The following is a 23,464-nucleotide window of genomic DNA, read 5'->3' on the forward strand; positions in this document are numbered from 1 at the left end:
ACACGCTGTCCACGGCCCCGATCAGGTGATCAGTCGTCGTACTCATCAGGCTCACTCCTTCGAGGAGGTCAACACCTGATTCATGACACTCCCTCAGTGGAAGCCGAGCATGCCGGGGGTGTCGATGCCGATGGCGAGGATGCCGGGCGGGTAGCGGTTCTCGTCGTCGGTCAGGAGGATCGGCATGCCGTCGGCGCCCGTGCGGCGCAGTGCGGTGTAGAGGGCGTGGCAGGTGTCCATGCCGCCGTAGCCGTCGCGGAACATCGTGCCCACGGAAGGTGCATCGATCTGCCCGAGCGGCTCGACATCGGTGCACGGGTATCCGAGGACGGCGCGCGAGGCTCCCGGGTGGTCGGCCTCGGCCTGCGCCAGGCAGAGAGCCGGCACGAGGAGCCGGTCGCCGCTTCCGGTGACGTTGACCGCGAGCGCGTTGAGCGCCTTGTGACCAGAGGCCAGGGCGGTCACGGCACTGGTGTCGAGAATGATCACGCGGCGTCCTTGCCCGGCATGGCGAGCACCTTCTCCGACGCGATGCGCCGCAGATTGCTGAGCACGTCCAGCGCAGCGAACTCCTCGTCGCTGACGTCGACGCCGATCACCTCTCGTGCATGCGCCCGCGCCGCCGAGACCTGCTCGGCCCGCTGCGCGGCGGTGGGCTCCGCGGTCGCGAGTGCGTCGACGAGCTGGCCGATGCTCAGGCCGCGCTCCTCCGCGAGCTCGGCGAGGTGGTCGCGAGTCTGCTTCGTCACCTGGATCGTCGTATTGGTCATAGTGTGACCATAGCAGCCCTATAGTGGCCGGCCTCGTCACTCGGGCGTACGCGCAGCCAGCTGTTGGCGGCGATCTGCTGCCCTCCGCTCCCCGGACCCATGTCTCGTCCCGGGATGTCAGTGACACGCGTGCTGGGCACGTGAAATGGGTGAAGAGCGCGCCGGGCCCGGGCGCAGCCGCGTACGGCGCGAGCATGTGCGGGCAGAACAGCTCAACCACCCCTGCCCGGCGGCGCCCGTCACCGGGCATCCACCGCCGGCGTGCACCTGCCGGCCCGCCGCCCAACGCCCGCCGATCCTCGTCGGGGCTCCGATGGTCTGCGTGGCGGGTGTCCGTGCGCGGCCGCTACTGGCCCGCCGCCCGCTGTGCGACGGCGACGAGTTGGTCGAAGCGGCGCATCAGGGCGTCCTGTTCGGCAGCGAGCCGTTCGATACGGCGTTGCAGCCGGGCCAGTTCGCCGCCCAGGCCCGCGAGGACTGCGTCGGGATCGGCGGCCGGGGCCGGCAGCGGCAGCGGGTGCACCGACGCCATGCGTTTGTGACCGGCCGCCCGGGGCGGTGCCAGGTCCGGATCGTGCCGCAGGATCGCCTCCAGCCGCTCGCGCAGGGCGGCCCCCGGCTCCACGCCCAGCTCACGCACCAGGCGCCGGCGCACCCGGTCGTACACCCCCAGCGCCTCCGCCTGGCGCCCGCACCGGTACAGGGCCACCATCAGCAGGTCGTGGAACCGCTCCCGCACCGGGTGATCGGCCGTCAGCTCCTCCAGCTCGCCGATGATCTCCTCGTGCCGGGCCGCCCGCAGACACGCCTCGTAGAGGGCCTCCAGCGCGGCCAGCCGCTGCTCCTCCAGCCGCGCCGCCTCGGCCGCGCAGACACCGCCGCGGGCACTGCCCTCCAGCGCCGGCCCCCGCCACAACGCCAGCGCCGCGCGCAGCAGTTCGGCCGCGCGGCGCGGATCGGTGGCGGCGGCCGCCCGGCCCCGGGCGGCCAGTTCCCTGAACCGCTGCGCGTCGCTCGCATCCGGGCCCGCGCGCAGGAGGTAGCCGGGCGGCCGCGTCACGATCCACTCCCGGTCCCGCCCCACCGCCCCCGGCCCCGGCCCGGACTCCGGCCCTTGTCCGGGTTCGGGTACGAGCCGGCGCAGCCGGGCCACATGGGCCTGCAGCGCGTTCGCCGCGTTGGCCGGCGGACGGTGCCCCCACAGCTCGTCGATCAGCCGGCGGACGGGCACGACGTGCCCGGATCTGGCGACGAGCGCGCCCAGCAGGGCGCGTTGCTTGGCGCCCGCCGGAACGATCCTCAGACCGGTTCGCTCGTCCTGGATCTCCACGGGACCGAGAATGCGGAACTGCATCTCTTCCTCGTATCTTCCTCGCGGCTCCCCAACCGGCCCGGTGACGGGCACGCCGCGCACGGTGCCCTCTCCTCAACCGGTACGGGCCGGCCGCCTTTTGACCGGACAGCGGTCCTCACCGGCCGGACGCCGCCGGGCACCTGCCCGGCCCGGACATCCCGGCCCGGACATCGTGGCCCGCTCGGCCCGGCCTCTCACGCGGCGGCCGTCGCCGCCACCACCGGACCCGCACCACGGACACGTCCGCCACCAGCAGCAGTACCGCCACCAGCAGCGCCGGCGGTCCCGGTCGGGGCGGGGGCGGGGGAGCGGGTGAAGGCGGGGGCGACCTCGGCGGCGAACAGCTCCATGGCGCGCACGGCGCGCCCGTAGGGCAGATGCCCCGGGTTGAACTGCAGGCTCAGGCAGACGCCGGAGCCGTACCAGGAGCGGATCGTCTCGATCTGCGCGCGCACGTCGTCGGGCGTGCCGGCCAGGACCTGGTGGCCGGCCAGCGCCCGGTCGAAGTCGTAACCGCAGCCGTCGTCGTAGTCGTAGTCGTAGCCGTCGTCGTAGCCGTCGTCGTGTGCCGTGGCACCGGAGGCACCGGAGGCATCGGAGGCATCGGAGGCGCCCGGCAGCGGGCGCCGCACGTCCGCCCCGGCGGCGCCCGCCCCGGCGTTCAGCCGTGCGCGGTGGTGCTCGCCGCTACGGGCGGCTGCCAGGGTCACCTCCCGGTCCGTGCCGAGATAACAGGTGTAGGCGATCTGGACGCAGCCCTCGCCCCGGTGACCCGCGGCCCGCCGCGCCGCGCGGTAGGCGCCGGTCATCCCCTGCGCCTGCCGGCGGCCGGCGGGGACGGGGGAGAGCTGCAGATGATGGCCCCGGGCGCCCGCCCGGGCGCACGACTCGGTGCTTCCCGCTCCGGCGACGAACACCGGCGGATGCGGGCGCCGGTAGGGCAGCGGGAAGCCGGTCACCGGGCCGAAGCGGTGCACGGAGCCCTCGAAGCGGACCTCCTCGCCGCTCCACAGGGCAACGCACGCCTCGACGGTCTCCTGCACGCGGGCGGCGCTGTCCCCGGCCGGCACGCCGAACAGCTCCGGCCGCGGACCGCCGTGATGGAAACCGGCGTCGAGCCGGCCGTGCGAGAGGTTGTCGAGCAGGGCCAGACGCGCGGCGATCTGCACGGGATGCGCGAACGGGGAGACGGCCACGCCGCTCACCAGCCGGATGCGGCGGGTCTGCGCCGCGGCCGCCGTCAGGAACACCACCGGGTCGGGACTGTAGCCGCCGTACGCGGAGCCGTAGTGCTCGCCGGCCCGGACGTGGGCGAATCCCAGTTCCTCGGCGAGCTCGACCAGTTGAAGGCTCTCGTCGTAATAGGTGCTCGCGCTCTTCCGTGCCGGGTCGACGGCCGGGAAAAAGTTCACACCGAATTCCATGAGGGGCTCCGTCCCGTGATCCGTTTCCGGCCTGCCGGAAATCCCTGAAAAGACTCCTCGGTCACCGGACCATAGACGGAGCGGGACGGCTGCGGGAAAAACGCGAGCGTCTCTCGAGGAACCGTGTGCGCAGCCTCGAGGAAACCCTCCGCGGTTCCGGTGCGGTCAGCCGCCGGCGGACGGCCGGGGGAGGGCCGTCAGTTCGGGAAAGCCCACCTCGGTCCCGCGCCGGTGCCACGCGGCGAGCAGCCGCAGCGCACCGGCCGCGTCCGGCCCGCGGCCCGCCCCCTCCTCCTGCCCGCCGTCCGGGAGCCCGGACGGTTCCGCCGGTACGGCGCGGGCGGCCAGCTGCCGCAGCAGCTGCCGGGTCAAAGGATCCGCGCCCGCCGGCACGGCACGCTGCGCACGGCTGTCCGTGACTCCTGCACCCCGTAAACAGGGTGGCTTCTCGCTATGCCGGGTGGCGTCGCGGCGGACCGGCCCGGCCCGTAGAACGTTGGCTGCTCCGACGGCGTCGGCGTGTGCCCGGTGGCCGCACGAGAGGCAGTGGAACTTCTCCTGGGCGGGCCGGTTCTCCTTCGCGGTGTGCCCGCATTCCGGGCACGTGCGGGAGGTGTCGCGGGGGTCCACGGCCATCACTTCCCGCCCGGCGCTTTCAGCCTTTGCGTTCAGGATCATGAGGAGCACCCCCAACCGGCGTCAGCGATCGAACGGTTCAGCCCGGTCCTGGCCGCTGCCCCGTTGGGCGGAAACGCGCCCGGCTGCCCGGGGTCGGGCTCCGGCGCGGGGGTCTTGCTCATGGTGCGGATCTTGAGGTCTTCGTGCGCGATGACGCCGTGCTCACCGACCCGATCGAGTGCGGTCTTGTGCGCGTGGTCGAGCCGCTGGCGGCGCACCTTGCCATGCAGAGCCGCGACCTTGTCCACGGCGCGCTGGTGGTTGCGGGTGCGGTCCTTGGCCTTGCGGCGCGGAAAGCGGCTCAGCGCCCGTTGCGCGGCCTCCAGCTTGGCGGCGGCCTTGCGGGCGTGGCGCGGGTTGACGACGTGTACGCCGTTGGAGGCAGTGAGGATGACGGGGTCGTGCGGGGTGGAGTCCCAGCGGCAGCCGTCCCCGTCCTTGGGGAAGTCCACCGTGTCGAACCAGTTCACCCCACGAAAGCGCGGGTACCCGGGCCTGCCGCCGGCTTTGATCCGACGGAAGAACGCGGCGAACGCCTGGTCCAGCCGGCGCAACGTCGCCTGCTGCGAGGAGAACGACCAGCGGCCCTGCCGCTCGGGGTCGAACGCCCGGATGCCCTTGAGCCGCCCGGACTGCTGCCCGTACTTCACGCTCGTCCTGGAGACGTGCCGGTAGGCGTCACGGCGTTCTTGCGATGCCCCGTTGCAGAGGGAGCAGTGATCGCGCAGCATCTCGCCCAGCGCTGCTCGCCGGCCCGCGGTGGGCCGCATGAGGAACGTGTACGCACGGATCATCCAGCCCACCCCCTCCGGTCGAGGTCGCTTGATCCTCCCCGCCTGAAGGTGAGGATTCCCTCCGAAGAGAGGGATGGAAGGGAAGCTAATGGCGCCCCGAATCTTCCGGAAGACCCTGCCGGACACCGTGTGGAAAGGGTCAGTCCAATGTCAGCGCCTCGTCAGGAACAGGCCTGTGGAGAACTGCTCGAAGGCATCTGGAGGATGACGCCGCGAAAGACTGAGAGAGGCTACGGTTCGTCTCGTCCCCGGCTCGTGAGGAAAAGACAGGAATTACCTGAGCGGCGCAAAATCGACGCCCAATTGGATACCGGTACGGAGGAGACCATGAAGATTCAGGTTCTGGGTCCGTTGAGTGCCGCCGTCAACGGGATGTCGATCGTTCCGACGGCGGGCAAGCCCCGGCAGATCCTCGCACTGCTCGCGCTCTACCCGGGACGGGTCGTGCCCGTACCCACGCTCATGGAGGAGATCTGGGGAACCGAACTGCCGCAGAGCGCGCTCACCACCCTGCAGACGTACATCCTCCAGCTGCGCCGCAGGCTGGGCACCGCCATGGGACCCGGCATACCCGGCGCCGCCAAGGACGTGCTGGCCACCCGGCACGGCGGATACCTGCTGCAGATACCCTCCGAAGCCGTCGACGTACGCGAGTACGAGCGGCTGGTGACCCAGGGACAGCAGGCCCTGGACGAGGACGAACAGGCGGCCGCCGCCTACCGGGCGGCCCTGGACCTGTGGCAGGGCCCCGCACTGGTCGACGTACGCGTCGGCCCCATCCTGTCCATCGAGGTCATGCGGCTGGAGGAGAGCCGCCTGGTCACCCGTGAACGCCGCATCGACGCCGACCTGCGCCTGGGCCGGCACGTCGAGGTCATCGCCGAACTCACCGACCTGATCGCCCGTCACCCCCAGCACGAGGGACTGCACTCCCAGGCCATGGTGGCGCTCTACCGCTCCGGCCGGCAGGCGGCCGCACTCGGCGTCTACCACCGGCTGCGCAGCCGGCTCATCGAGGAACTCGGCGTCGAACCCGCACCGCAGCTGCAGCGCCTGCACCACGCGATGCTCGCCGTCGACCCCAAGCTCGACATCCTGCGCGGGCCGCGCCGCTCCTCCACCTTCGACCTGTACGCCGCCTGACCCGACGTCCGGTTCAAGCCGTTCTCCAGAGGGGTCGGCGAGGCTCGGCCCATGGACGTAAGGCTGTACTGCTTCGCGCACGCCGGCGCCGGGGTGTCGAGCTTCGGCCGCTGGCAGCAACTCTGCGGCCCCGGCATCACCGTCGTCCCGCTGCTGCTGCCGGGACGCGGCAGACGGCGCCGCGAGCCCCGGGCGACCGACCGCGACGGGCTGCTGGCAGATCTGCTCGGCCCGCTCGCCGACGCCGCCGACCAGGGCCCGTACGCGCTCTACGGGCACAGCCTCGGCGGCATCGTCGCCTACACCCTCACCCGCGCCCTGCTCGACGCCGGCCTGCCCGCACCCGCACTGCTGGCCGTCGGGGCCTGCCCCGCCCCGCACCTCGCCGCCGCCCGCACCGCCGCGCCCGGCGAGACCACCGACGGCGACCTGCTGAGCCTGCTCAGCGCGCTGGACGGCGCCCCGGACACACCGCTCACCGGACCGGGCAGCGTCTGGCACCGCACCGTCCTGCCCGTGCTGCGCGACGACCTCGAACTGGCCCGCGCCCTGCGCACCGCCGCCGTCGACGACGCGACAGGCACCCTGCCGGTGCCCGTGCTCGCCGTCGGCGGACGCACGGACCCCGTGGTCGGCCCCGCCGCCCTGGACGGCTGGCAGCAGTGGACCAGCGACCGCCTCGTGCGCCGCACACTGCCGGGCGACCACTTCTTCGTACGCGGCCCCGAACTGCCCCGCCTCATCGGACGCGCCTGCCGCGTGGCACACCGCACCGCACCCGCACCCGCACCCGCACCCGCATCCGCACCCGGACTCCTGCCGGCCGCGGAACCCCTGCCGGCCGCGGGACACCGGTGAGGGCGCCGACACCACGGCCCGCCCCCGCCCCGGACCCCGCCGCCCGGACGTCCCGGTGCCCGCCCAACTGCCCCCCGTCCACCGCCCGCTGACCCGCCCGCACAACCGAACGGAGACAACATGAACCGCCTTGAGCTCAGCGACCTGAAGACCCTGCTGCGCGAGTGCGCCGGCGAGGAGGAGGGCGTCGACCTGGACGGCGACGTCATCGACGTCCCGTTCATGGAACTCGGCTACGACTCGCTCGCCATCCTGCAGACCGCCGGCCACATCGAGCGGGACCACGGCATCACCCTGGACGAGGACGCACTCGAGGAGGCCGACACACCACGCGCCTTCCTCGCCCTGGTCAACGGGGCACTGTCCGACGCCCGGGCCGTCGCCTGAACCACGACAGAGCAGGCCGGGCACGCCGGGCAGGCCGGGCAGGCCGGCCCGACCGGACGGACCGGGTGCGGATGGCCGGGCGGGCCGGGTGACCTGCCCGGGCCGGGCAGGTCACCCGGGGCCACAACGCCCGGGGCCACAACGCCCGGGCACAACGCCCGGGCACAAGACCCGGCCACAACACCCGGGCTCAACGTCCGGGCACAACGTCCGGGCACAAGACCCCCGTCGGGGCCCGCGTGCCCGGGCCCGCGCCTCCGCTCCTGGGCGGTCCGCGCCCGCGCCCGCGCTGCGCCCATGCCTGGGCGCGTGCCCGTCCGCGTCCGTGCTCGGCGTCCGCGGCGCCGGCCCGGCCAGCCGGCCTCCCGGCGCCCGCCGCTGCGACTGAAACCAACTGCAGCTGTCGCCGCCGCTGCGACTGAAACCAACTGCAGCTGTCGCCGCCGCTGTCCTCAGCCCTCGGCGCGGGAACGCCAGTGGATGTCCAGCTCCCGGACCAGGGCCAGTTCCAGCGATGTCAGCGGCACGTCCGGGCGCAACCGCTCGGGGTGGCCCCGGGGCGGCCGCGCCAGCGGCACCTTCGGGGTGCGGGCCCGGTGCATCTCACCCAGCACGTGGTGCAGTCCCGCGGCGGCAAGTGCGGGCCAGACCCGCCGCAGCAGACGGGACGGCCATCGGCGGCGCTCGCTCATCGGGATTCCTCCATGGATTGCCCCGGCTTTCGGGCCGGGGAGGAAACGGGCTCCTGCGGAGCAGGGCGGGGGGAGAGGTCCGCCGCCGGGACGGATGGTCGTTTACCACCGACGGTCCCCAGACGGTGCCAAGTCGGCGCAGTGGTTCGTGAGTTGTGGCCACTCATGTGAAGCGGGCGTTCAAGTACCGCTTCCACCCGGACGATGTGCAGACGGCAGAGCTGTCGCGCACCTTCGGATGTGTGCGCAAGGTCTACGACAGGGCCCTCGAGGTCCGTACCGCCGCGTGGTACCAGCGACAGGAAAGGGTCAACTGCAACCCGACCTCGGCGATGCTCACCGCGGGGAAGAGGACCGAGGAGCTCGCCTGCCTGTTCGAGGTGTCCTCGGTGCCGTTGCAGCAGTGTCTGCGGCACCCGCGAGGAGCGTTCACCGGCTTCTTCGAGGGACGGGCGAAGTACCCCCGGTTCAAGTCGCGGAAGAAGTCCCGCCGCTCGGCCGAGTACACCGGCTCGGCGTTCCGCCACCGCGACGGCCGGCTCACGCTCGCCAAGATGCGCGAGCCCCTGGGCATCGTGTGGTCCAGGCGGCTCCCGAAGGGCGCGCAGCCGTCCACGGTGACCGTGTCCCAGGACGCGGCCGGACGCTGGTTCGTGTCGCTGCTCTGCGACGACACGATCACCCCGGCACCGGCCACCTCGGCCGCTGTCGGGATCGACGCGGGGATCACCTCGCCGGTGACCCTGTCCACCGGAGAGAAGATCACCAACCCGCGGCACGAGCGGCGTGACCGCGCCCGACTCGCGAAGGCCCAGCGGGGGCTGTCCCGCAAGGCCGAGGGGGACGGTGCGAACCGGGCCAGGGCGCGCCGCAAGGTCGCCGGAATCCACGCCCGGATCGCCGACCGGCGCCGCGACCTCCTGCACAAGCTGACCACTCGTCCCGTCCGTGAGAACCAAACGGTCGTGATCGAGGACCTCACCGTCCGCAACCTGGTCAAGAACCACACCCTGGCCCGAGCCGTCTCGGACGCGGCCTGGCGTGAGCTGCGGATGATGCTGGAGTACAAGTGCGCCTGGTACGGGCGTGAACTCGTCGTGATCGACCGCTGGTTCCCCAGCTCGAAACGGTGCGGGGCCTGCGGCACGATCCGGGCGAAGCTGCCGCTGAACATCCGCGAATGGACGTGCGGCTGCGGCATGGTGCACGACCGCGACGTGAACGCGGCGAAGAACATTCTCGCGGCCGGGCCGGCCGTGTCTGCCTGTGGAGACGGTGTAAGACCTCAACGGGAGTCCTCCCGGACGGGGCAGTTCGTCGGTGAAGCAGGAACCCCAGCGGGCGACCGCTGGAACCCCCCGCCTCCAGGCGGGGGAGGATGCCAACCCGGCTCCCCTTTCCGGGCTTTGGTGGACCGGTCGTGCCCGCAACGCTCTTAGGAAACGGTCGACAACCGGTCGAGAGCCGCTCGACAGCGGCGGGTTCGGCCGCTGTCCACCGCGCCGCGAGGCGGACCCGGCAGGCTCACCGGACCGAGAACTGCGTGAGGAGACCGGCGTGCGCCCCAGCCCCCCAGTCCGCACCCCGGTGACCGTGCCCGCTCCGGCCGGCCGCGTCACCGAGGTCGCCGAAGGCGTGCACGCCTATCTCCAGCCGCCCGGCGGCTGGTGCCTGAACAACGCGGGCATCCTCGTCTCCGGCGGCCACAGCGCCCTCGTCGACACCGCCGCGACCGAGACCAGAGCCCGCCATCTGCGGACCGCCGCACTGGCACTCAACCCGGCGCCGCCGCGCACCGTGGTCACCACCCACTTCCACGGCGACCACGCCTTCGGCAACTTCGTCTTCCCCGAGGCCCTGGTGGTCGGCCACGAGCGCACCCGCACCGAGATGACGGCGGCCGGACTGCACCTGAAGAGCCTGTGGCCCCACGTGCAGTGGGGCCGCATCGAACTCGCGCCGCCCACCGTGACCTACCGCGACCGCCTCACCCTCCACGTCGGCGCGATCCGCGCCGAACTGGAGCACATCGGGCCCGCCCACACCTCCAACGACACGGTCGTCTGGCTGCCCGCGCAGAAGGTCCTGTTCACCGGCGACCTCGCCATGAACGCAGTGACCCCCTTCTTCCTGATGGGCTCCCTCGCCGGATCCCTGGCCGCGATCGAGCGGCTGCGCGCGTACGGCGCCACCACCGTCGTACCCGGTCACGGAGCGGTGTGCGGGCCCGAGGTGTTCGACGCCGTCGAGGGCTACCTGCTCCTGGTGCGCCGGCTCGCGCAGGAGGGCGTACGGGCCGGCCGGACCCCGCTGGAGACGGCACGCGGCGCACACCTGGGACGCTACGCGCACCTCCTGGACCCGGAACGGCTGTCCGCCAACCTCTGCCGCGCCTACGCCGAACTCCAGGGCCTGCCCGCCGACGCCCCGCTGCCCCTGCCCCAGAAACACGCCGCACTCGATGAGATGACCGAGTTCAACGGCGGACCGCTCTGCTGCCTGGCCTGACCCAGGCACCACCCCGGCCCGGACCCCGGCCCGCCCCGGCCCGCCCCGAGCGGCCCAGAGCGGCCCCGAGCGGCCCTGAGGGACTGCTCGAATGACCCTGCGGGCCACCCCGAGCAGTCCTTGCGCAGGCACCGCACACCACCACACCCGCACCGCACATGTCCGCGTGCCCGCACATGTCCGGGCGCCCAGGCATGTCTGTGCACAGCACGTCCGCGCCCGCCCACGCACCCCCGGTGCGCACGGCAGGCGCCGCCGGGCACCGAGGCGACCACCGTTCCGCACGACACGCACACCCCGAAGCGCCGTCCGGACACCTCACCGCCTAGGCCGCACCCGCGCCGCGCCGGACGCCCGCATGCCCGCACGCCCTCCTTTGGCTCCCGCCCTGCCTTCCCCGCCCCGCGCTGCCCGGTCCCCGGCCCGGCGACCGGGCAGCGCAGGGCCGTTACGGCGAAGCCGGCGTCCTGCGTGAAGACGGCGTCCTCGGCGCAGGCATCCGCCGCCTACCGCCTCTCCGTCGCCGCGTCCCGGAGCCGCGTCCGGTGCGCGGGCGCTGCCGCACCCGGGAGCGCGTGCTGCCGTATCCGCGCGGACCGGGCGGCGAACACGCAGGCGTCCGGGGCGGGTTCACCGCGTGTGCACGGGGCGGGTTCACCGCGCGCGGCCGGGGCCGGGCCGCGCCGAGGCGGTGAACGCGGCGGTGCGCGGGGAGGGTTCGCCGCGCTGAGACGGAGGCGGGGCTGGGGCGCGCGGCGGGCTGTGGGCTGTGGGCTGTGGGCTGTGCCGGTTCTCCTCGTGTTCTGCGGCCGGGGTCGAGCGGGTTTCGAACATCTCTCAAGTCCGGGCCCTGAGCGTGGGGCGTACCACCACGTCAGGGCGGCCCGTCGAGGCGCCGGAGCCGACCCGCCGGAGAAGGGGGGCCGCACACCGTGCCGCACTTCACGTGCCCGCAACTGCCACTGGACGGCCTTTTGCGCCGCGCCGCCGCGCGCGCCCCGCACGCGCCCGCCCTCACGACCGGACGGGGGACGCTCACCTTCGGGCAGCTCGACGCCCACGCCGACCGGATCGCCCGTTTCCTCGCCGCCCGCACGGCGGGCCGCGGGCCGGTCGTGGTCGGTGTGGCCGCCGGCCTCGACGCGCTCTTCCCCGCCGCCTTCTACGGCACCAGCCGCAGCGGCAACACCGTCGCCCTGATCAATCCGCTGGTCGACGAGAACACCCTGCACCACTTGTGCACGGCCGCCGGCACGGAGATCGCCCTGGTCCCGGCCGCCGTCGCCGAGCGGCTGGCCAGGATCCGCGGCCGGCTGCCCCTGCTGCACACCGTCCTGGTCACCGACGCCGACGCCGGAGGGACCGTCCCCGAGGGCGCCCTCGCGCTGCACACCGCCCTGGACACCGTGTCCGGCGCACCGTACGCGAGCGCCGCCCCGGACCTGTCCGCGGTGGTCTGCCTGCAGTTCACCACCGGGACCACCCGACGTCCCAGGGGAGTGCGGCTGACCCACCGCAATCTTGTCGCCAACGCCGTCCAGACCGCCCGGGCCCAGGGCCTGGGACCCGGCTCGGTCACCCTCAACCACCTGCCGCTGTTCCATCTGATGCATCTCAACTCCGCGGTGTACGCGGGGGCTTCGCAGGTTCTGTGCCACGACCCGGACCCGGTGGCCTCACTCGCGCTGGCCGCCCGGGCGGGTGCCACCCACTACTACGGGCTGCCCGCCCGTCTGCACCGGCTCGCCGCCGACCCGCGGCTGGACACGGCCCGGGAGGGAATCCCGGCCGGCCCGCGGCTGACCGCGGTCATGTCCGGCGGCACCGCGCTGGCCCCCGAGGCCGCCCGCCGCCTGGGCCAGGCACTCGGCGTCCCCGTGATCCAGGGCTACGGCCTGGCCGAGCTCTCCCCGCTGTCCCACATGCAGCGCCCCCACGACCCCGTGCTGCCCGGCGCCGTCGGCCCGCCCCTGCCCGGCACCCAATGCCGTGTCGTGGACCTCCGCTCACGTACCGCGGTCCCGGCCGGGACCGCGGGGGAGGTGCAGGTCCGCGGACCCCAGGTGATGGCCGGCTACCTGGACGACGGCGAACCGTCCCCGGTCGATGCGCAGGGCTGGCTGTCCACCGGTGACGTCGGCCTGCTCGACGAGGACGGCCGCCTGTTCCTGGCGGACCGGATCGGCGACGTCTTCACCCGCGACGGCGAACTCGTGTCACCGACCGGCGTCGAACGGGTCATCGCCGAGGACCCCAGGGTCGCCGACTGCGTGGTCGTCGCCTGGCCGGACGCGGAGCACGGCGCCGTGGCGTGGGCGGGCATCGTCCTGTGCGGGCCGCCCGGACCCGCCCGGCACACCGCGCGCACGCTGGAGGCGATCGTCCGGGACGCCAATGGGCGGCTGGCCCCCCGCGAGCGGATCCACCGGGCCCAGGCCCTGGACGCCGTGCCCCGCACCTGTACCGGAAAACCCGAACGGCAGGCGCTGCGGGAGTCCGTGCGCGCCCGCGCCGCCGCCGGAGCCGGCACCTGAACTCCCCCTGAAACTCCGCCCGATGCCCGGACCAACCGTCCAGTGCCCGGGCCCAACCGTCCGATGCCCGGACCACCAGTCCGACGCCCGGGCCCAACCTTCCGACGCCCGGGCCCAACCGCCCGATGCCCGGGCCGCCCACCGGCGTCCGGACCGCCCTTCCGACAGGAGACCCGTCATGGTGCCCTCTGTGCACAAGCCGCCCCCCGGCCCCGACGTGCTGGTCGTCGGGGCCGGGCCGGTCGGTCTGACCGCCGCGCATGAACTGGCCCGCAGGGGCCTGCGGGTGCGTGTCGTCGACGCCGCGCCCGGACCCGCCCGCACCAGCCGCGCGGTCGCCGTCCACCCGCGCACCCTGGAGACCTTCGACCAGATGGGAACGGTCGAGGGCATGCTCCGCCACGGCCGCCGCAACCGGGCCTTCACCATGTACGCCACCGGCCGGCGTCTGGTCCGTCTCGAGGCCGACTACGCCTCGATGCCCACCCGTTACCCCTACACCCTCATCATCGAGCAGACCCGCACCGAGGGCGTGCTGCGCGACGCCGTCGCCCGGCTCGGCGTGCGGGTCGAATGGGGCGTGCGTCTGGCGGGGTTCGAGCAGGACGCGACGGGCGTACGGGCACGGCTGATCCACAGCGGCAGCGGCAGCGACGGCACTCGCGCCCGTGCCGGCGCCGGGGAGCGCGAGGGGCCGGCGGAGCGGGAAGAGCCCCAGGAACGCGAGGACCCCCAGAAGCGGGAAGAGCGGGAAGGGCGGGAAGGGCACGGGCGGGGGGAGTGGGAGGAAGTCTGCGCGGTGCCCTGGCTGGTGGGCTGCGACGGCGGCCACAGCACCGTCCGCGGGACTCTGGGCCTGCCGCTGGTCGGCGAGAGCCGCGACACCTGGATGCTCGCCGACGCCCCCGTCCGCACCGACCTGGCGCCCGACACCATCTACTGGGTCCACACCGGCGGCCAGGCCCTGATGATGGTCCCCTACGCCCGCGAAGGCCACTGGCGCCTGCTCGACACGGCCCCCGAGAGCCACGAGGGGAGGGGGAGCGCCGAACGGTTCAGCGCCAAGCTCTCCCGCGGCCTGGGCACCGGTGTCCGGGTCGGCGAGCCCGAGTGGACGTCCGTGTTCACCTTCCAGCAGCGGATGGTCCCGCGGATGCACGAAGGCCGCGTGTTCGTCGCGGGCGATGCCGCCCATGTGCACAGCCCGGCGTCCGGGCAGGGCATGAACACCGGCATCCAGGAGGCGTACAACCTCGCCTGGAAACTCGCCGCCGTCCACCACGGGCACGCGCGGCGCCCGCTGCTCGAGTCCTACGGCCTAGAACGGGTCCCGGTCGGGCGGGCGCTGCTCGACTCGACGCGCACCGCCACCTGGCTGGTCCAGTTCAAGAACGTCCTGGCCGCCGTCGCCCTGCCGCTGGTCTTCACGGTCGTGCGCAACGCGCCGTGGCTGCGCCGCGCCATCCAGCGCAAGGTGCTGGGCGGCATGTCGGGACTGCGCCTGCACTACGCCGGATCGCCCCTGACCACGCCCGCCGCCACCCCCCGCACCCGCCTGCGCCGCCGGCCGGTGCCCGCACCCGGCGAACGGGCCTTTGGCGCGGCCACCGCCGGCGACGCGCTGGTCCGCGAACTGCGCGACGTGCGCTGGTCCCTGCTCCTGGCCCACGCCCACGACCACGACCACGGCAGCGGGAGCGGGAGCGGCAGGGGGAGTGACCACGACCACGACCACGACCGCGACCACGACCACGACCGCGACCGCGACCGCGACGGCGACGGCGACCGCGACCGCGACGGCGACCACGACCGCGACGGCGACCGCGACGGCGACCACGACCGCGACGGCGACCGCGACGGCGACCACGACCGCGACGGCGACCGTGGCGGTGGCAGCGACCACGGCAGTGGCAGCAGCCGTGATCGCGGGAGCGGGAGTGCCGCGGTGCGCACGGCCCGTGAGGCGGACCGCCGGTACGGGGCCTGGCTGTCCGTGCGCCGCGTCGGCAGCCGTACGGGACAGGGAGCGCTGCCCGACGCGGACGGCGCCCTGCGTGCCGCCCTGGGGCTGACGGCCGAGGGCTCCTGGGTGCTGGTGCGGCCCGACGGCTACCTCGCCGCACGCGGCGAGACGCTGACCCCCGCGGCGCTGGAGCGGGCGCTCGCCCCGGTCCACCCCGTCGCCGCCGGGCATGCAGCGCCTCTCGAGCGGCCCTCCGGCGGCCGTCGAGCCGTTCAGGACACGGTCGAGACGAACAGCCCAGCCGGCGCCACGGAAATGGAGAGAACACGATGACGTCATCCCCGCCCGCCCCCTCGCCCGCCCAGCCCCTCGCCCTGGTCACCGGCGCGACGAGCGGCATCGGGCTGGCCGTCGCCCGCGACCTGGGCCGCCGCGGCCACCGCGTCTTCATCTGCGCGCGCAACCCCGAGCAGGTCAAACAGGTCGTCGAGGACCTGCGCGAGGAGGGCCTGGAAGCCGACGGCACCGCCGCCGACGTCCGCTCCGCCCCGTCCGTCGCCGCGCTCGTGCGGGCCGCGGTCGACGCCTTCGGACCGATCAGCGTCCTGGTCAACAACGCCGGGCGCAGCGGCGGCGGCCCGACCGCCGACCTCTCCGACGAACTCTGGTACGACGTCATCGACACCAACCTCAACAGCGTCTTCCTGCTCACCCGCGAGGTCCTCAAGAACGGCGGCCTGGCCGGCACCCGAGGCGGCCGCATCATCAACATCGCCTCCACCGCCGGCAAGCAGGGCGTCGTGCTCGGCGCCCCCTACTCCGCCTCCAAGCACGGCGTCGTCGGCTTCACCAAGGCACTGGGCAAGGAACTCGCCCCCACCGGCGTGACCGTCAACGCGGTCTGCCCCGGCTACGTCGAGACACCCATGGCCCAGCGGGTCCGCCAGGGCTACGCCGGCGCCTGGAACACCACCGAGGAAGACGTCCTGGAGCAGTTCGAGGCGAAGATCCCCCTCGGCCGCTACTCCACCCCCGAGGAAGTCGCCGGCCTCGTCGGCTACCTGACCACCGAGCACGCCGCGTCCATCACCGCCCAGGCCCTCAACGTCTGCGGCGGCCTGGGCAACTTCTGACACCGCCCGCCCCCGACCGTCCGTGTGATCCCCAGAGCGAGGAGTGGGACATGTCCGCCGAGCGAGTGCACCGCACCACGCACCAGGTGATCGTCGCCGCGCCGGCGGGCGTGGCGTACGGGCTGATCTCCGACGCCCCCCGGTGGCCGCTGTTCCTGCCGCCCACCGTGCACGTGGAGCAGCTCGACTTCGACGGCGACCACGAGCGGCTGCGCATGTGGGCCACCGCCAACGGCCACGTCACGTCATGGACCTCACGCCGCACCCTGGACCCGCAGCGGCGGCGGATCACCTTCCGCCAGGAACTGCCCGCCGCCCCCCTGCAGTCCATGACCGGCACCTGGACGGTCGAGGCGCTCGGCGCCGACCGCTCCCGGCTGACCCTGCAGCACGACTTCACGGTCACCGGCGACAACCGTGAGGACGCGGCCTGGGTCAGGCGGGCCACCGACACCAACACCCGGACGCAGCTGGAGAGCCTGCGCGCTCTCGCCGAGCGCTGGGGCCGCCTGGACGACCTGGTCCTGTCCTTCGAGGACACCGTGCGCGTACCCGGACCGGCCGAACTGGTCTACGACTTCCTCTACCGGATCGGCGACTGGCCCGAGGTGCTCCCGCACGTCACCCGCCTGGACTTCACCGAGGACGAACCCGGCATCCAGTCCCTGTCCATGGACACCCGCACACCGGACGGCCGCACACACACCACCCGGTCCGTGCGGGTCTGCTTCCCGCACGCCGGACGCATCGTCTTCAAGCAGACCGCCACCGCACCGCTGATGGCCGCGCACACCGGCGAATGGTCCGTCGTCCCCGACGAGAGAGGCGTCACGCTCATCGCGCAGCACCATGTCGTGCTGCGCGAGGAGGACATCACCGAGGTGCTGGGCGAGCACGCGGACGTGGCCGCGGCCCGCCGCCATCTGCGCCAGGCCCTGGGCCGCACCAGCACAGCAGTCCTCGACCTGGCCGGCCGGCACGCCCGGAACGCGGTCACCCTCCTTTGAATCCTCCCCCAGCTGAAAAGACAGGGCGATTCCTGGCTCACGCTGCTCGGTTGCTCGGCGAGCAATCGAGTCCCACACGATCAACACCAGCCGGGTTGAGACCAGCCCGGGTTCTAGAAGTCTGGAGGTTGCTGTGCCGGCTTGGTACTCGCTCGGCACGTCGCACGTGCTTGGTTCTCGCAACGCGCGGCGTGCAGCCTACCCGATCGGGCGGGCGGTTTTTCGCCCTGGCGGCGAAACCCCGTTCCTTGCCCTGCTCCGCCGGAGTCCGATTCCGCCCCGGCCCGAAGTCCGGGGCGTCCTCGGAGGAATCAGGTGAGGGCCGCACCCGGCGGCCCGGCCGCCCCCGCCGGTGCCGCAGGGTCCGACGGCGCCGAGCGCGCCGCACGGATCGAGGAACTCCTCGGCGACCCGGCCGACCCGCGCAACCCGCACGGCCACCGCGCGCTCCTGGACGCCGACGAACAGCGCCGCACCCCGCAGGCCACCGAGGCACTGCTCACCGACGCCGGATTCGCCGCCGAGTTCGTCCCCCGCCGCCTCGGCGGCCGCCTCGCCCGCCCCGACACCCTGGCCCGCGTGCTGCGCCCGCTCTTTCGCCGCGACGTCGCCCTCGGCTTCGGCTACGGCATCACCGCCCTGTTCGGCGCGTCCGCCGTCTGGGCCGCGGGCGACCGGCAACAGCGCGAGCGCACCGCCCGCCACCTGCTCCACGGCGACGGCGGCGGTGGCGGCCGGGTCACGATCCTGCACCACGAACTGACCCACGCCAACGCCATCCTGCGCGACGAGTTCACCGCACGCCCCGCCCCGGGCGCCGGCTTCGTCCTCGACGGCCGCAAGGACGTCATCATCAACGCCGACCGGGCCCACGCGTTCGTCATGTACGCCCGCACGGCCACCGCACCCGGCCCGCACAGCCACTCCGTACTGCTCCTCGACCCCGACCAGCTCCCGCCGGCCCGGCTGCGCCGCCTGCCGCGCGTGGCCACCCCCGGCATGCGCGGCAACCGCTTCGCGGGACTGGAGTTCACCCACTGCCCCGCCCCCGCCACCGCCCTCGTCGCCGGCATCGGCGACGGACTCCCGCTCGCCCTGCGCACCTTCATGGTCAACCGCTGCCTGATCCCCGCCGCCCTCGTCGCCGGCGTCGACAGCGCCCTGCGGCTCGCGGTGCGGGCCGCGACCACCGGCCGCACCACCGGGCAGCCGGCACGCCGTCACCAGCCGGTGCTCGCCGGCGTCTTCGCCGACCTGCTGGCCTGCGACGCCATGGCCGTCACCGCCCTGCGCACCCTGAGCCTGCTGCCCGACAGCGCCCACCTGACGGCCGCCGCCGTCAAACTGGCCACCCAGGACGTGCTGCGCGAGAACTGGGAAGAACTGGCCACCGTCCTGGGCGCCCACGGCTACGACCGCGGACCCCTGTACGGCGGCTTCCAAAAACTCGGACGGGACCTGCCCGTCGCCGGACTCGGCCACGCCGGCAGCGCCGCCTGCCAGGCCGTCCTGGTGCCACGGCTGCGCGCCCTCGCCCGCACCTCGTGGTTCCGCACCCCCGAACCAGCCGCCCCCCTGTACCTGCCCACCGCCGCCGTCCCCGACCTGGACTACCGCAGGCTGTCCCTGACGGGCGGCGACGACGTACTGACCGCCACCCTCATCGGCGCCGCCGGCCGGCTCGGCCCGCAGCGCACCGCCGGAGCACAGCAGGCGGCACTCGCCGACCTCGCGGACACCTTCGTCCAGGAGATGCGCACCCTGCGCGAGCAGTGCGGCCACCTGCCCGAAGCCGTCCACGACACCCTCGCCGACCCGCGGGCCTGCACCCTCCTGGACCGCTACGTCCTGGTGCTCGCCGCCGCCGCCTGCCTGGGCGTGTGGGAGGGCCACCACCACACCGGCACCTTCCTCGCCCAGCCGGCCTGGGCGGTGCTGGCCCTCTCCCGGATCGCCCGCCGGCTCGGCATCCCGGTCCCCGAACTGCCCCACGGCGTCCTGCAGTCGGTCCTGGAGGAAGCACTCCTGCGGTTCACCCGGAACCACAGCTTCGACGTGTACGACACACCCCTCGCAGGCTAGGAGACAGCCGCCATGCACCCGACGGCGACCGGCGAGCCCCTCCCCACGGCCATCGGCCGGCCCGTGACCGGCGAGCCCCTCCCCACGGCCATGGACCGGCCCGTGACCGGCGAGCCCCTGCACGTCCTGCCCGCCGGACCCTGGCGGCCCGTCCGCGACCACCTGCGCGCCCACGGCCACGCGGTCGTCCACACCACCTGGGGCGAATGGCTGCCCGCCGCGCTCACCCGGCCCCACCTGCGCCGGCTCCTCGGACGGCGGGACTGGGCCCGCTGCCGGCGCATCACCGACCCGGCGGTCCGCTACCGGTTCGTCGCCTCGCGCCTGCTGATGAAATACACGGCGGCCGCCGCACTGGCCACCGCACCCGAGGGCCTGGACGTCTCCTACCGGCTCGGCGGACGCCCCTACCTGCGCGGCTTCGACCAGCTCGACCTCAGCCTGACCCACACCGGCGACCTGATGGCCCTCGGACTCAGCCGAGACGGCCGGATCGGCGTCGACGCCGAGCCCGCCGACCGCAAAATGCGCCCCGACCTGCTGCAGGCCCAGATGTGCACACCGGCCGAGGCAGCCGAACTGGCCCGCCTCGCCCAGGACGAACAAAGCGAACAGACCCTGCGCCTGTGGACCCTCAAAGAGGCCTACACCAAGGCACTGGGCCAGGGCATGCGGCTGCGCTTCACCGAGTTCGGCTTCGGCCTGCACACCGGCCGCCTGCTCGCCCCGGACGGCACACCCGCCGCCCGCACCGAGTGGACCTTCTCCACCCACCGCATCCTGGACCGCTACCTGCTCAGCACCGCCCGCCACGACGCGGGCCTGGACACCGCCCCCGACACCTCGGCACGCACCATGCTCGACCCGGGCTTCGCGGCGGTCATGACGCACTGCGGCCCACCGCCGAACGACAGCCCCGCCCCCCGCCGGCCCGGGTGATCCCGCGCCGGCGCTCGAGACCCGCTCGCACCCCGCCTGACGCCCGCTCGGCGCGTCAGCCCCACGTCAGCGGCGTCGCAGCAGTGTGCCCGACACTCGGGAGCGGACGGTGCGGACCACCGAGCCGAGGCATGCCCGCAAACCCCATGCCCCGGATGGCGATTCAGGAGACACCCGATGACCAAGTTCCAGCCCCAAGGCGCGCCGCCCGCCGCGACCGCCGGATCCGGGGCGGACGAGGCGGGCACCGTACCCCTGACCGAGCAGCAGCTGGCCCTGCTGCGCCGGCACCGGGCCCACCCCCACGACGCCTCCTTGAACCTGGTGTTCGCCATCGACCTGCGCGGCCCCCTCGACGAGAGGGAACTGCACAGCGCCCTCGCCCGCCTCATCGCCCGCCACCCGCTGCTCTCCGCACGCCTGGCACCCGGCCCGGACGGGCCGCCCCGCCTCCACCTCGACCCGGCCCGCACCCCCCGCCTGGAACGCCGCACCGCCCCCGGCCACCCGCCCACCCAGGACGAGACCGGCCAGGAACTCGACCTGGAACACACCGGCGTCCTGCGCACCGTGCTGATCGCCCACGGGCCCGCACACCACACCCTGCAGCTCGTCATGCACCGCCTCGTCGCCGACGGCGAGTCCGCCGGCCTGCTCCTGGCCGACCTCCTCGACGCCTACGAGCACGGCGAGAACCCCGCCGCCGCCCCCCGCGCGTTCATCACCCACACCACCACCCGGGCCATCCCCGGCAACCCCGCCGCGGCGAACCGGCACGAGCACCCCCACGAAACCAGCCCCGCCGCCCCGCAGACCCTGCCGGTCGCACCCCGCCAGCACGCCCTGCTGCTGGACGCACTGGCCCACCACGGCACCGGCCGCTACGTGGAACAGCTGTTCTGGCACTGGCACGGCCCGCTCGACACCGACCGGTTCACCGCCGCCTGGCAGTCCGTCTTCGACCGCGAGACCGTCCTGCGCGCCGCATTCGACTGGGACCGCCACCCACGCATCGTCCTGCACGACCAGGTCACCGCCGACGTGGTCCACCACCGCGCCGGCACCGCCGACTGGGACGACCTGCTGCACCAGGACCGGCTGCGCGGCTTCGACCTGCGCACCCCCGGCCTGCTGCGCGCCACCCTCCTCGACGACACCCCCACCGGCGACAGCCGCCCCGCCCGCGACACCGAGCGCACCGCCTCGACCCGCGTCCTGGTCACCTTCCACCACGCAATCCTCGACCACTGGAGCGTGTCCGTCCTGCTCCAGGAGTTCTACCGCGCCTACCTCGCCGACGGCCTCCTGCCGGGCAGCGAACGACGCCCCGACATCCGCGACTACGCACACTGGCTCGCCCAGCAGGACACCGCCCCGGCCCGCGCGTTCTGGTCGGCCGCCACCGGGCCGGCCACCCCCGCGACCCGGCCGGCCCTGCCCGGCCCCGCCACCGGCCAGAGCGGCTGGGGCCGCGCACAGGCCCGCCTCAGCCGCACCGAGTCGGGCCGGCTGCGCCGCTGGGCGGCCGCCCGCGCCGCCACCGAATCCAGCATGCTCCAGGCCGTGTGGGCCCTGCTCCTCTACCGGACGGACGGCGCCCGCGGACCCGCCCCGGTCGGCTTCGGCGTCAGCGTCTCCGGCCGCGGCATCGCCCTGGAGGCCGTGGAACGCCTCCCCGGCCTCCTGATGAACGCACTGCCCGTCATCGTCCGCATCGACCCGGACCACACCGTGCCCCGGCTGCTGGCCCAACTGCGCGACCAGGCACTCGACATGGCCGCCTACGAATGGGTCTCGACCGCACAGATCCACGAATGGAGCGGACGCAGGGCCGACGAGAAACTCCTCGAGAGCCTGATCGTCTTCGAGAACCGCCCGCGCACCTCCCCGGCCCTGGACGCCGCCCTGGCCGCACACGACATCCGCGTCGGCCCCCCACAGGCCCTCGGACTGCAAAGCGCCTTCCCCATCACCCTGCTCGCCTGCCCCGACACCGACGGCGGCCTGCTCCTCACCGTCGTGCACGACCGCGCCCGGATCCGCGACACCGACGCCGGCCAGCTGGTCGGCCAGTGCGCCCACCTCCTGCGCGAACTGCCCTCCACCCACGACGAGTCGACGACCATCGCCGACATCGTCGCTGCCCTGCCGGACGCGGACCTGCCCCGCATGAGCGACGACACCGGCCCCCTCACCGCACCCGCCGCCGAACCGACCTGGCCCGACGGCCCGCAGACCCGGGCGGTCAAGGAAGCCTGGCAGGCCGTCTTCGGCACCGAACCGCGCGACCCCGGCGACCACGTCTTCGACACCGGCGCCCACCCGCTGCTGGCGATGCGCCTGCTCGACGAACTCCGCGCTCGCTGCGGACGCACCCTGCGCCTGGACGAACTCCTCACCCACCCCCGGGCCGGTGAACTCGCCCACCTCCTCAACCGGCAACCACGCACCGGCCACCGGCCAGAAACCTGACCGGCGGACCAACTGCGGCCCGTACGAAGAAAGTTGAGCCCCGCGCCGGAAGGTGAGCCCGCGCCGGAAGTCGAGTCCTGGCCCGAAGGCGAGTCCTACGCCGAAGCTGAGGCCTGCGCCGGAAGGTGGGCCCTGTGCCGGACGGTGAGGCCTGTGCCGCCGCGCAGGCGAGCCGCCCGCCGGCTGGTCGTCCGGGGGCGGCTCGGCCGGGCAGGACCGGTGATGGCGTGCTCGCCGGCGCCGCCTCAGCCCACCGCCTTCTTGATGAGCGCGCCGATGCGTTTCTCGTCGGCCGCGGTCAGCTTCGTCACCGCGTACGCGGTCGGCCAGACGGCGCCGTCGTCGAGAGCGGCCTGGTCGCTGAAACCGAGCGTGGCGTACTTCGACTTGAACTTCTGCGCGCACTGGAAGTGGCACACCACCTTGCCGTTCCTGGCGTACGCGGGCATCCCGTACCAGAGCTTGGGCGTGAGGTCCGGGGCGGCGGCCTTGATGATGGCGTGGATCCGCTCGGCGAGGTGCCGGTCCGCCTCCGGCATCTCGGCGATCTTCGCGAGGACCTCGCCCTCCGTGTCCGCCTTGGCGCCGCCCGAGCCGCGGCGCGCACCCTTCAGCTCCTTGGCGCGTTCCTTCATCGGAACTCCTCCGTGGATACCCCGGCCTTCAGGCCGGGGTGGGGGTACCTCCCGCTTGCGGGGGAGAAACGGACTCCTGCGGAGCAGGGCA

The 23,464-nt window shown here is 73.7% G+C and carries 17 protein-coding genes and 2 pseudogenes; 12 read left to right on the forward strand and 7 right to left on the reverse strand.

The window, feature by feature from the left end; translation table 11 throughout:
• Positions 1 to 93 precede the first annotated feature (93 nt).
• From ACWD68_RS38875 to ACWD68_RS38895, 5 genes and pseudogenes are all read right to left on the reverse strand, one after another.
• The gene (locus tag ACWD68_RS38875; protein ID WP_451811188.1) at positions 94 to 489 is read right to left on the reverse strand and encodes a hypothetical protein; all 396 of its coding nucleotides are present in this window, start codon (positions 487 to 489) and stop codon (positions 94 to 96) included.
• The gene (locus tag ACWD68_RS38880) at positions 486 to 770 is read right to left on the reverse strand and encodes a hypothetical protein (RefSeq protein ID WP_451811189.1); all 285 of its coding nucleotides are present in this window, start codon (positions 768 to 770) and stop codon (positions 486 to 488) included. The genes ACWD68_RS38875 and ACWD68_RS38880 overlap by 4 nt, the downstream gene beginning before the upstream one ends.
• A 346-nt stretch (positions 771 to 1,116) precedes the next feature.
• Positions 1,117 to 2,124 (reverse strand): AfsR/SARP family transcriptional regulator, encoded by a 1,008-nt coding sequence (locus tag ACWD68_RS38885; protein ID WP_451811190.1) that lies wholly within the window; start codon positions 2,122 to 2,124, stop codon positions 1,117 to 1,119.
• A 194-nt stretch (positions 2,125 to 2,318) separates the two neighbouring features.
• On the reverse strand, positions 2,319 to 3,548 hold the full coding sequence (locus tag ACWD68_RS38890; RefSeq protein WP_451811191.1) for an LLM class flavin-dependent oxidoreductase: 1,230 nt from the start codon (positions 3,546 to 3,548) through the stop codon (positions 2,319 to 2,321).
• 465 nt (positions 3,549 to 4,013) lie between these two features.
• Positions 4,014 to 5,020: pseudogene (locus ACWD68_RS38895) on the reverse strand (RNA-guided endonuclease InsQ/TnpB family protein); the annotation flags it as partial.
• Between the two features lie 327 nt (positions 5,021 to 5,347).
• Here ACWD68_RS38895 and ACWD68_RS38900 point away from each other — a divergent pair.
• The 3 genes from ACWD68_RS38900 (at position 5,348) to ACWD68_RS38910 (ending at position 7,408) form a co-directional block, all read left to right on the forward strand.
• Positions 5,348 to 6,163 (forward strand): AfsR/SARP family transcriptional regulator, encoded by an 816-nt coding sequence (locus ACWD68_RS38900; RefSeq protein ID WP_451811192.1) that lies wholly within the window; start codon positions 5,348 to 5,350, stop codon positions 6,161 to 6,163.
• A 51-nt stretch (positions 6,164 to 6,214) separates the two neighbouring features.
• Positions 6,215 to 7,021: a thioesterase II family protein gene (locus tag ACWD68_RS38905; protein WP_451811193.1), complete on the forward strand. Its 807-nt coding sequence runs from the start codon at positions 6,215 to 6,217 to the stop codon at positions 7,019 to 7,021.
• Between the two features lie 120 nt (positions 7,022 to 7,141).
• Positions 7,142 to 7,408, forward strand: a complete 267-nt coding sequence (locus ACWD68_RS38910; protein WP_451811194.1) for an acyl carrier protein — start codon at positions 7,142 to 7,144, stop codon at positions 7,406 to 7,408.
• A 452-nt stretch (positions 7,409 to 7,860) separates the two neighbouring features.
• Here ACWD68_RS38910 and ACWD68_RS38915 read toward each other — a convergent pair whose 3' ends face one another.
• Positions 7,861 to 8,100 carry a DUF6059 family protein gene (locus ACWD68_RS38915; RefSeq protein WP_451811195.1) on the reverse strand — a complete coding sequence of 80 codons (240 nt, stop codon included), beginning with the start codon at positions 8,098 to 8,100 and terminating at the stop codon, positions 7,861 to 7,863.
• 155 nt (positions 8,101 to 8,255) lie between these two features.
• Between ACWD68_RS38915 and ACWD68_RS38920 the strand changes: the two are divergent.
• From ACWD68_RS38920 to ACWD68_RS38960, 9 genes and pseudogenes are all read left to right on the forward strand, one after another.
• Positions 8,256 to 9,465 (forward strand): annotated as a pseudogene (locus ACWD68_RS38920) (RNA-guided endonuclease InsQ/TnpB family protein); the annotation flags it as partial.
• A gap of 192 nt (positions 9,466 to 9,657) precedes the next feature.
• Positions 9,658 to 10,608: an MBL fold metallo-hydrolase gene (locus ACWD68_RS38925; RefSeq protein ID WP_451811204.1), complete on the forward strand. Its 951-nt coding sequence runs from the start codon at positions 9,658 to 9,660 to the stop codon at positions 10,606 to 10,608.
• A gap of 932 nt (positions 10,609 to 11,540) precedes the next feature.
• Positions 11,541 to 13,142, forward strand: coding sequence for a class I adenylate-forming enzyme family protein (locus ACWD68_RS38930; RefSeq protein WP_451811196.1), 1,602 nt, complete (start codon positions 11,541 to 11,543; stop codon positions 13,140 to 13,142).
• Positions 13,143 to 13,320: 178 nt separating this feature from the next.
• Positions 13,321 to 15,438, forward strand: a complete 2,118-nt coding sequence (locus ACWD68_RS38935) for an FAD-dependent oxidoreductase (RefSeq protein WP_451811197.1) — start codon at positions 13,321 to 13,323, stop codon at positions 15,436 to 15,438.
• The gene (fabG, locus tag ACWD68_RS38940; RefSeq protein ID WP_451811198.1) at positions 15,435 to 16,238 is read left to right on the forward strand and encodes a 3-oxoacyl-ACP reductase FabG; all 804 of its coding nucleotides are present in this window, start codon (positions 15,435 to 15,437) and stop codon (positions 16,236 to 16,238) included. The genes ACWD68_RS38935 and fabG overlap by 4 nt, the downstream gene beginning before the upstream one ends.
• A 50-nt stretch (positions 16,239 to 16,288) precedes the next feature.
• The gene (locus ACWD68_RS38945) at positions 16,289 to 17,245 is read left to right on the forward strand and encodes an aromatase/cyclase (RefSeq protein ID WP_451811199.1); all 957 of its coding nucleotides are present in this window, start codon (positions 16,289 to 16,291) and stop codon (positions 17,243 to 17,245) included.
• Positions 17,246 to 17,560: 315 nt separating this feature from the next.
• Positions 17,561 to 19,327, forward strand: a complete 1,767-nt coding sequence (locus ACWD68_RS38950) for an acyl-CoA dehydrogenase (RefSeq protein ID WP_451811200.1) — start codon at positions 17,561 to 17,563, stop codon at positions 19,325 to 19,327.
• A gap of 12 nt (positions 19,328 to 19,339) precedes the next feature.
• A complete protein-coding gene (locus ACWD68_RS38955; RefSeq protein ID WP_451811201.1) occupies positions 19,340 to 20,266 on the forward strand; it encodes a 4'-phosphopantetheinyl transferase family protein in 927 nt (308 codons plus the stop codon).
• A gap of 177 nt (positions 20,267 to 20,443) precedes the next feature.
• Positions 20,444 to 22,738 carry a condensation domain-containing protein gene (locus ACWD68_RS38960; RefSeq protein ID WP_451811202.1) on the forward strand — a complete coding sequence of 765 codons (2,295 nt, stop codon included), beginning with the start codon at positions 20,444 to 20,446 and terminating at the stop codon, positions 22,736 to 22,738.
• A gap of 245 nt (positions 22,739 to 22,983) precedes the next feature.
• Here the strand turns inward: ACWD68_RS38960 and ACWD68_RS38965 are convergent, their stop codons facing one another.
• Positions 22,984 to 23,373 (reverse strand): iron chaperone, encoded by a 390-nt coding sequence (locus tag ACWD68_RS38965; protein ID WP_451811203.1) that lies wholly within the window; start codon positions 23,371 to 23,373, stop codon positions 22,984 to 22,986.
• Between the last annotated feature and the right edge of the window lie 91 nt (positions 23,374 to 23,464).

The organism is Streptomyces sp. NPDC005141, assembly GCF_053599975.1.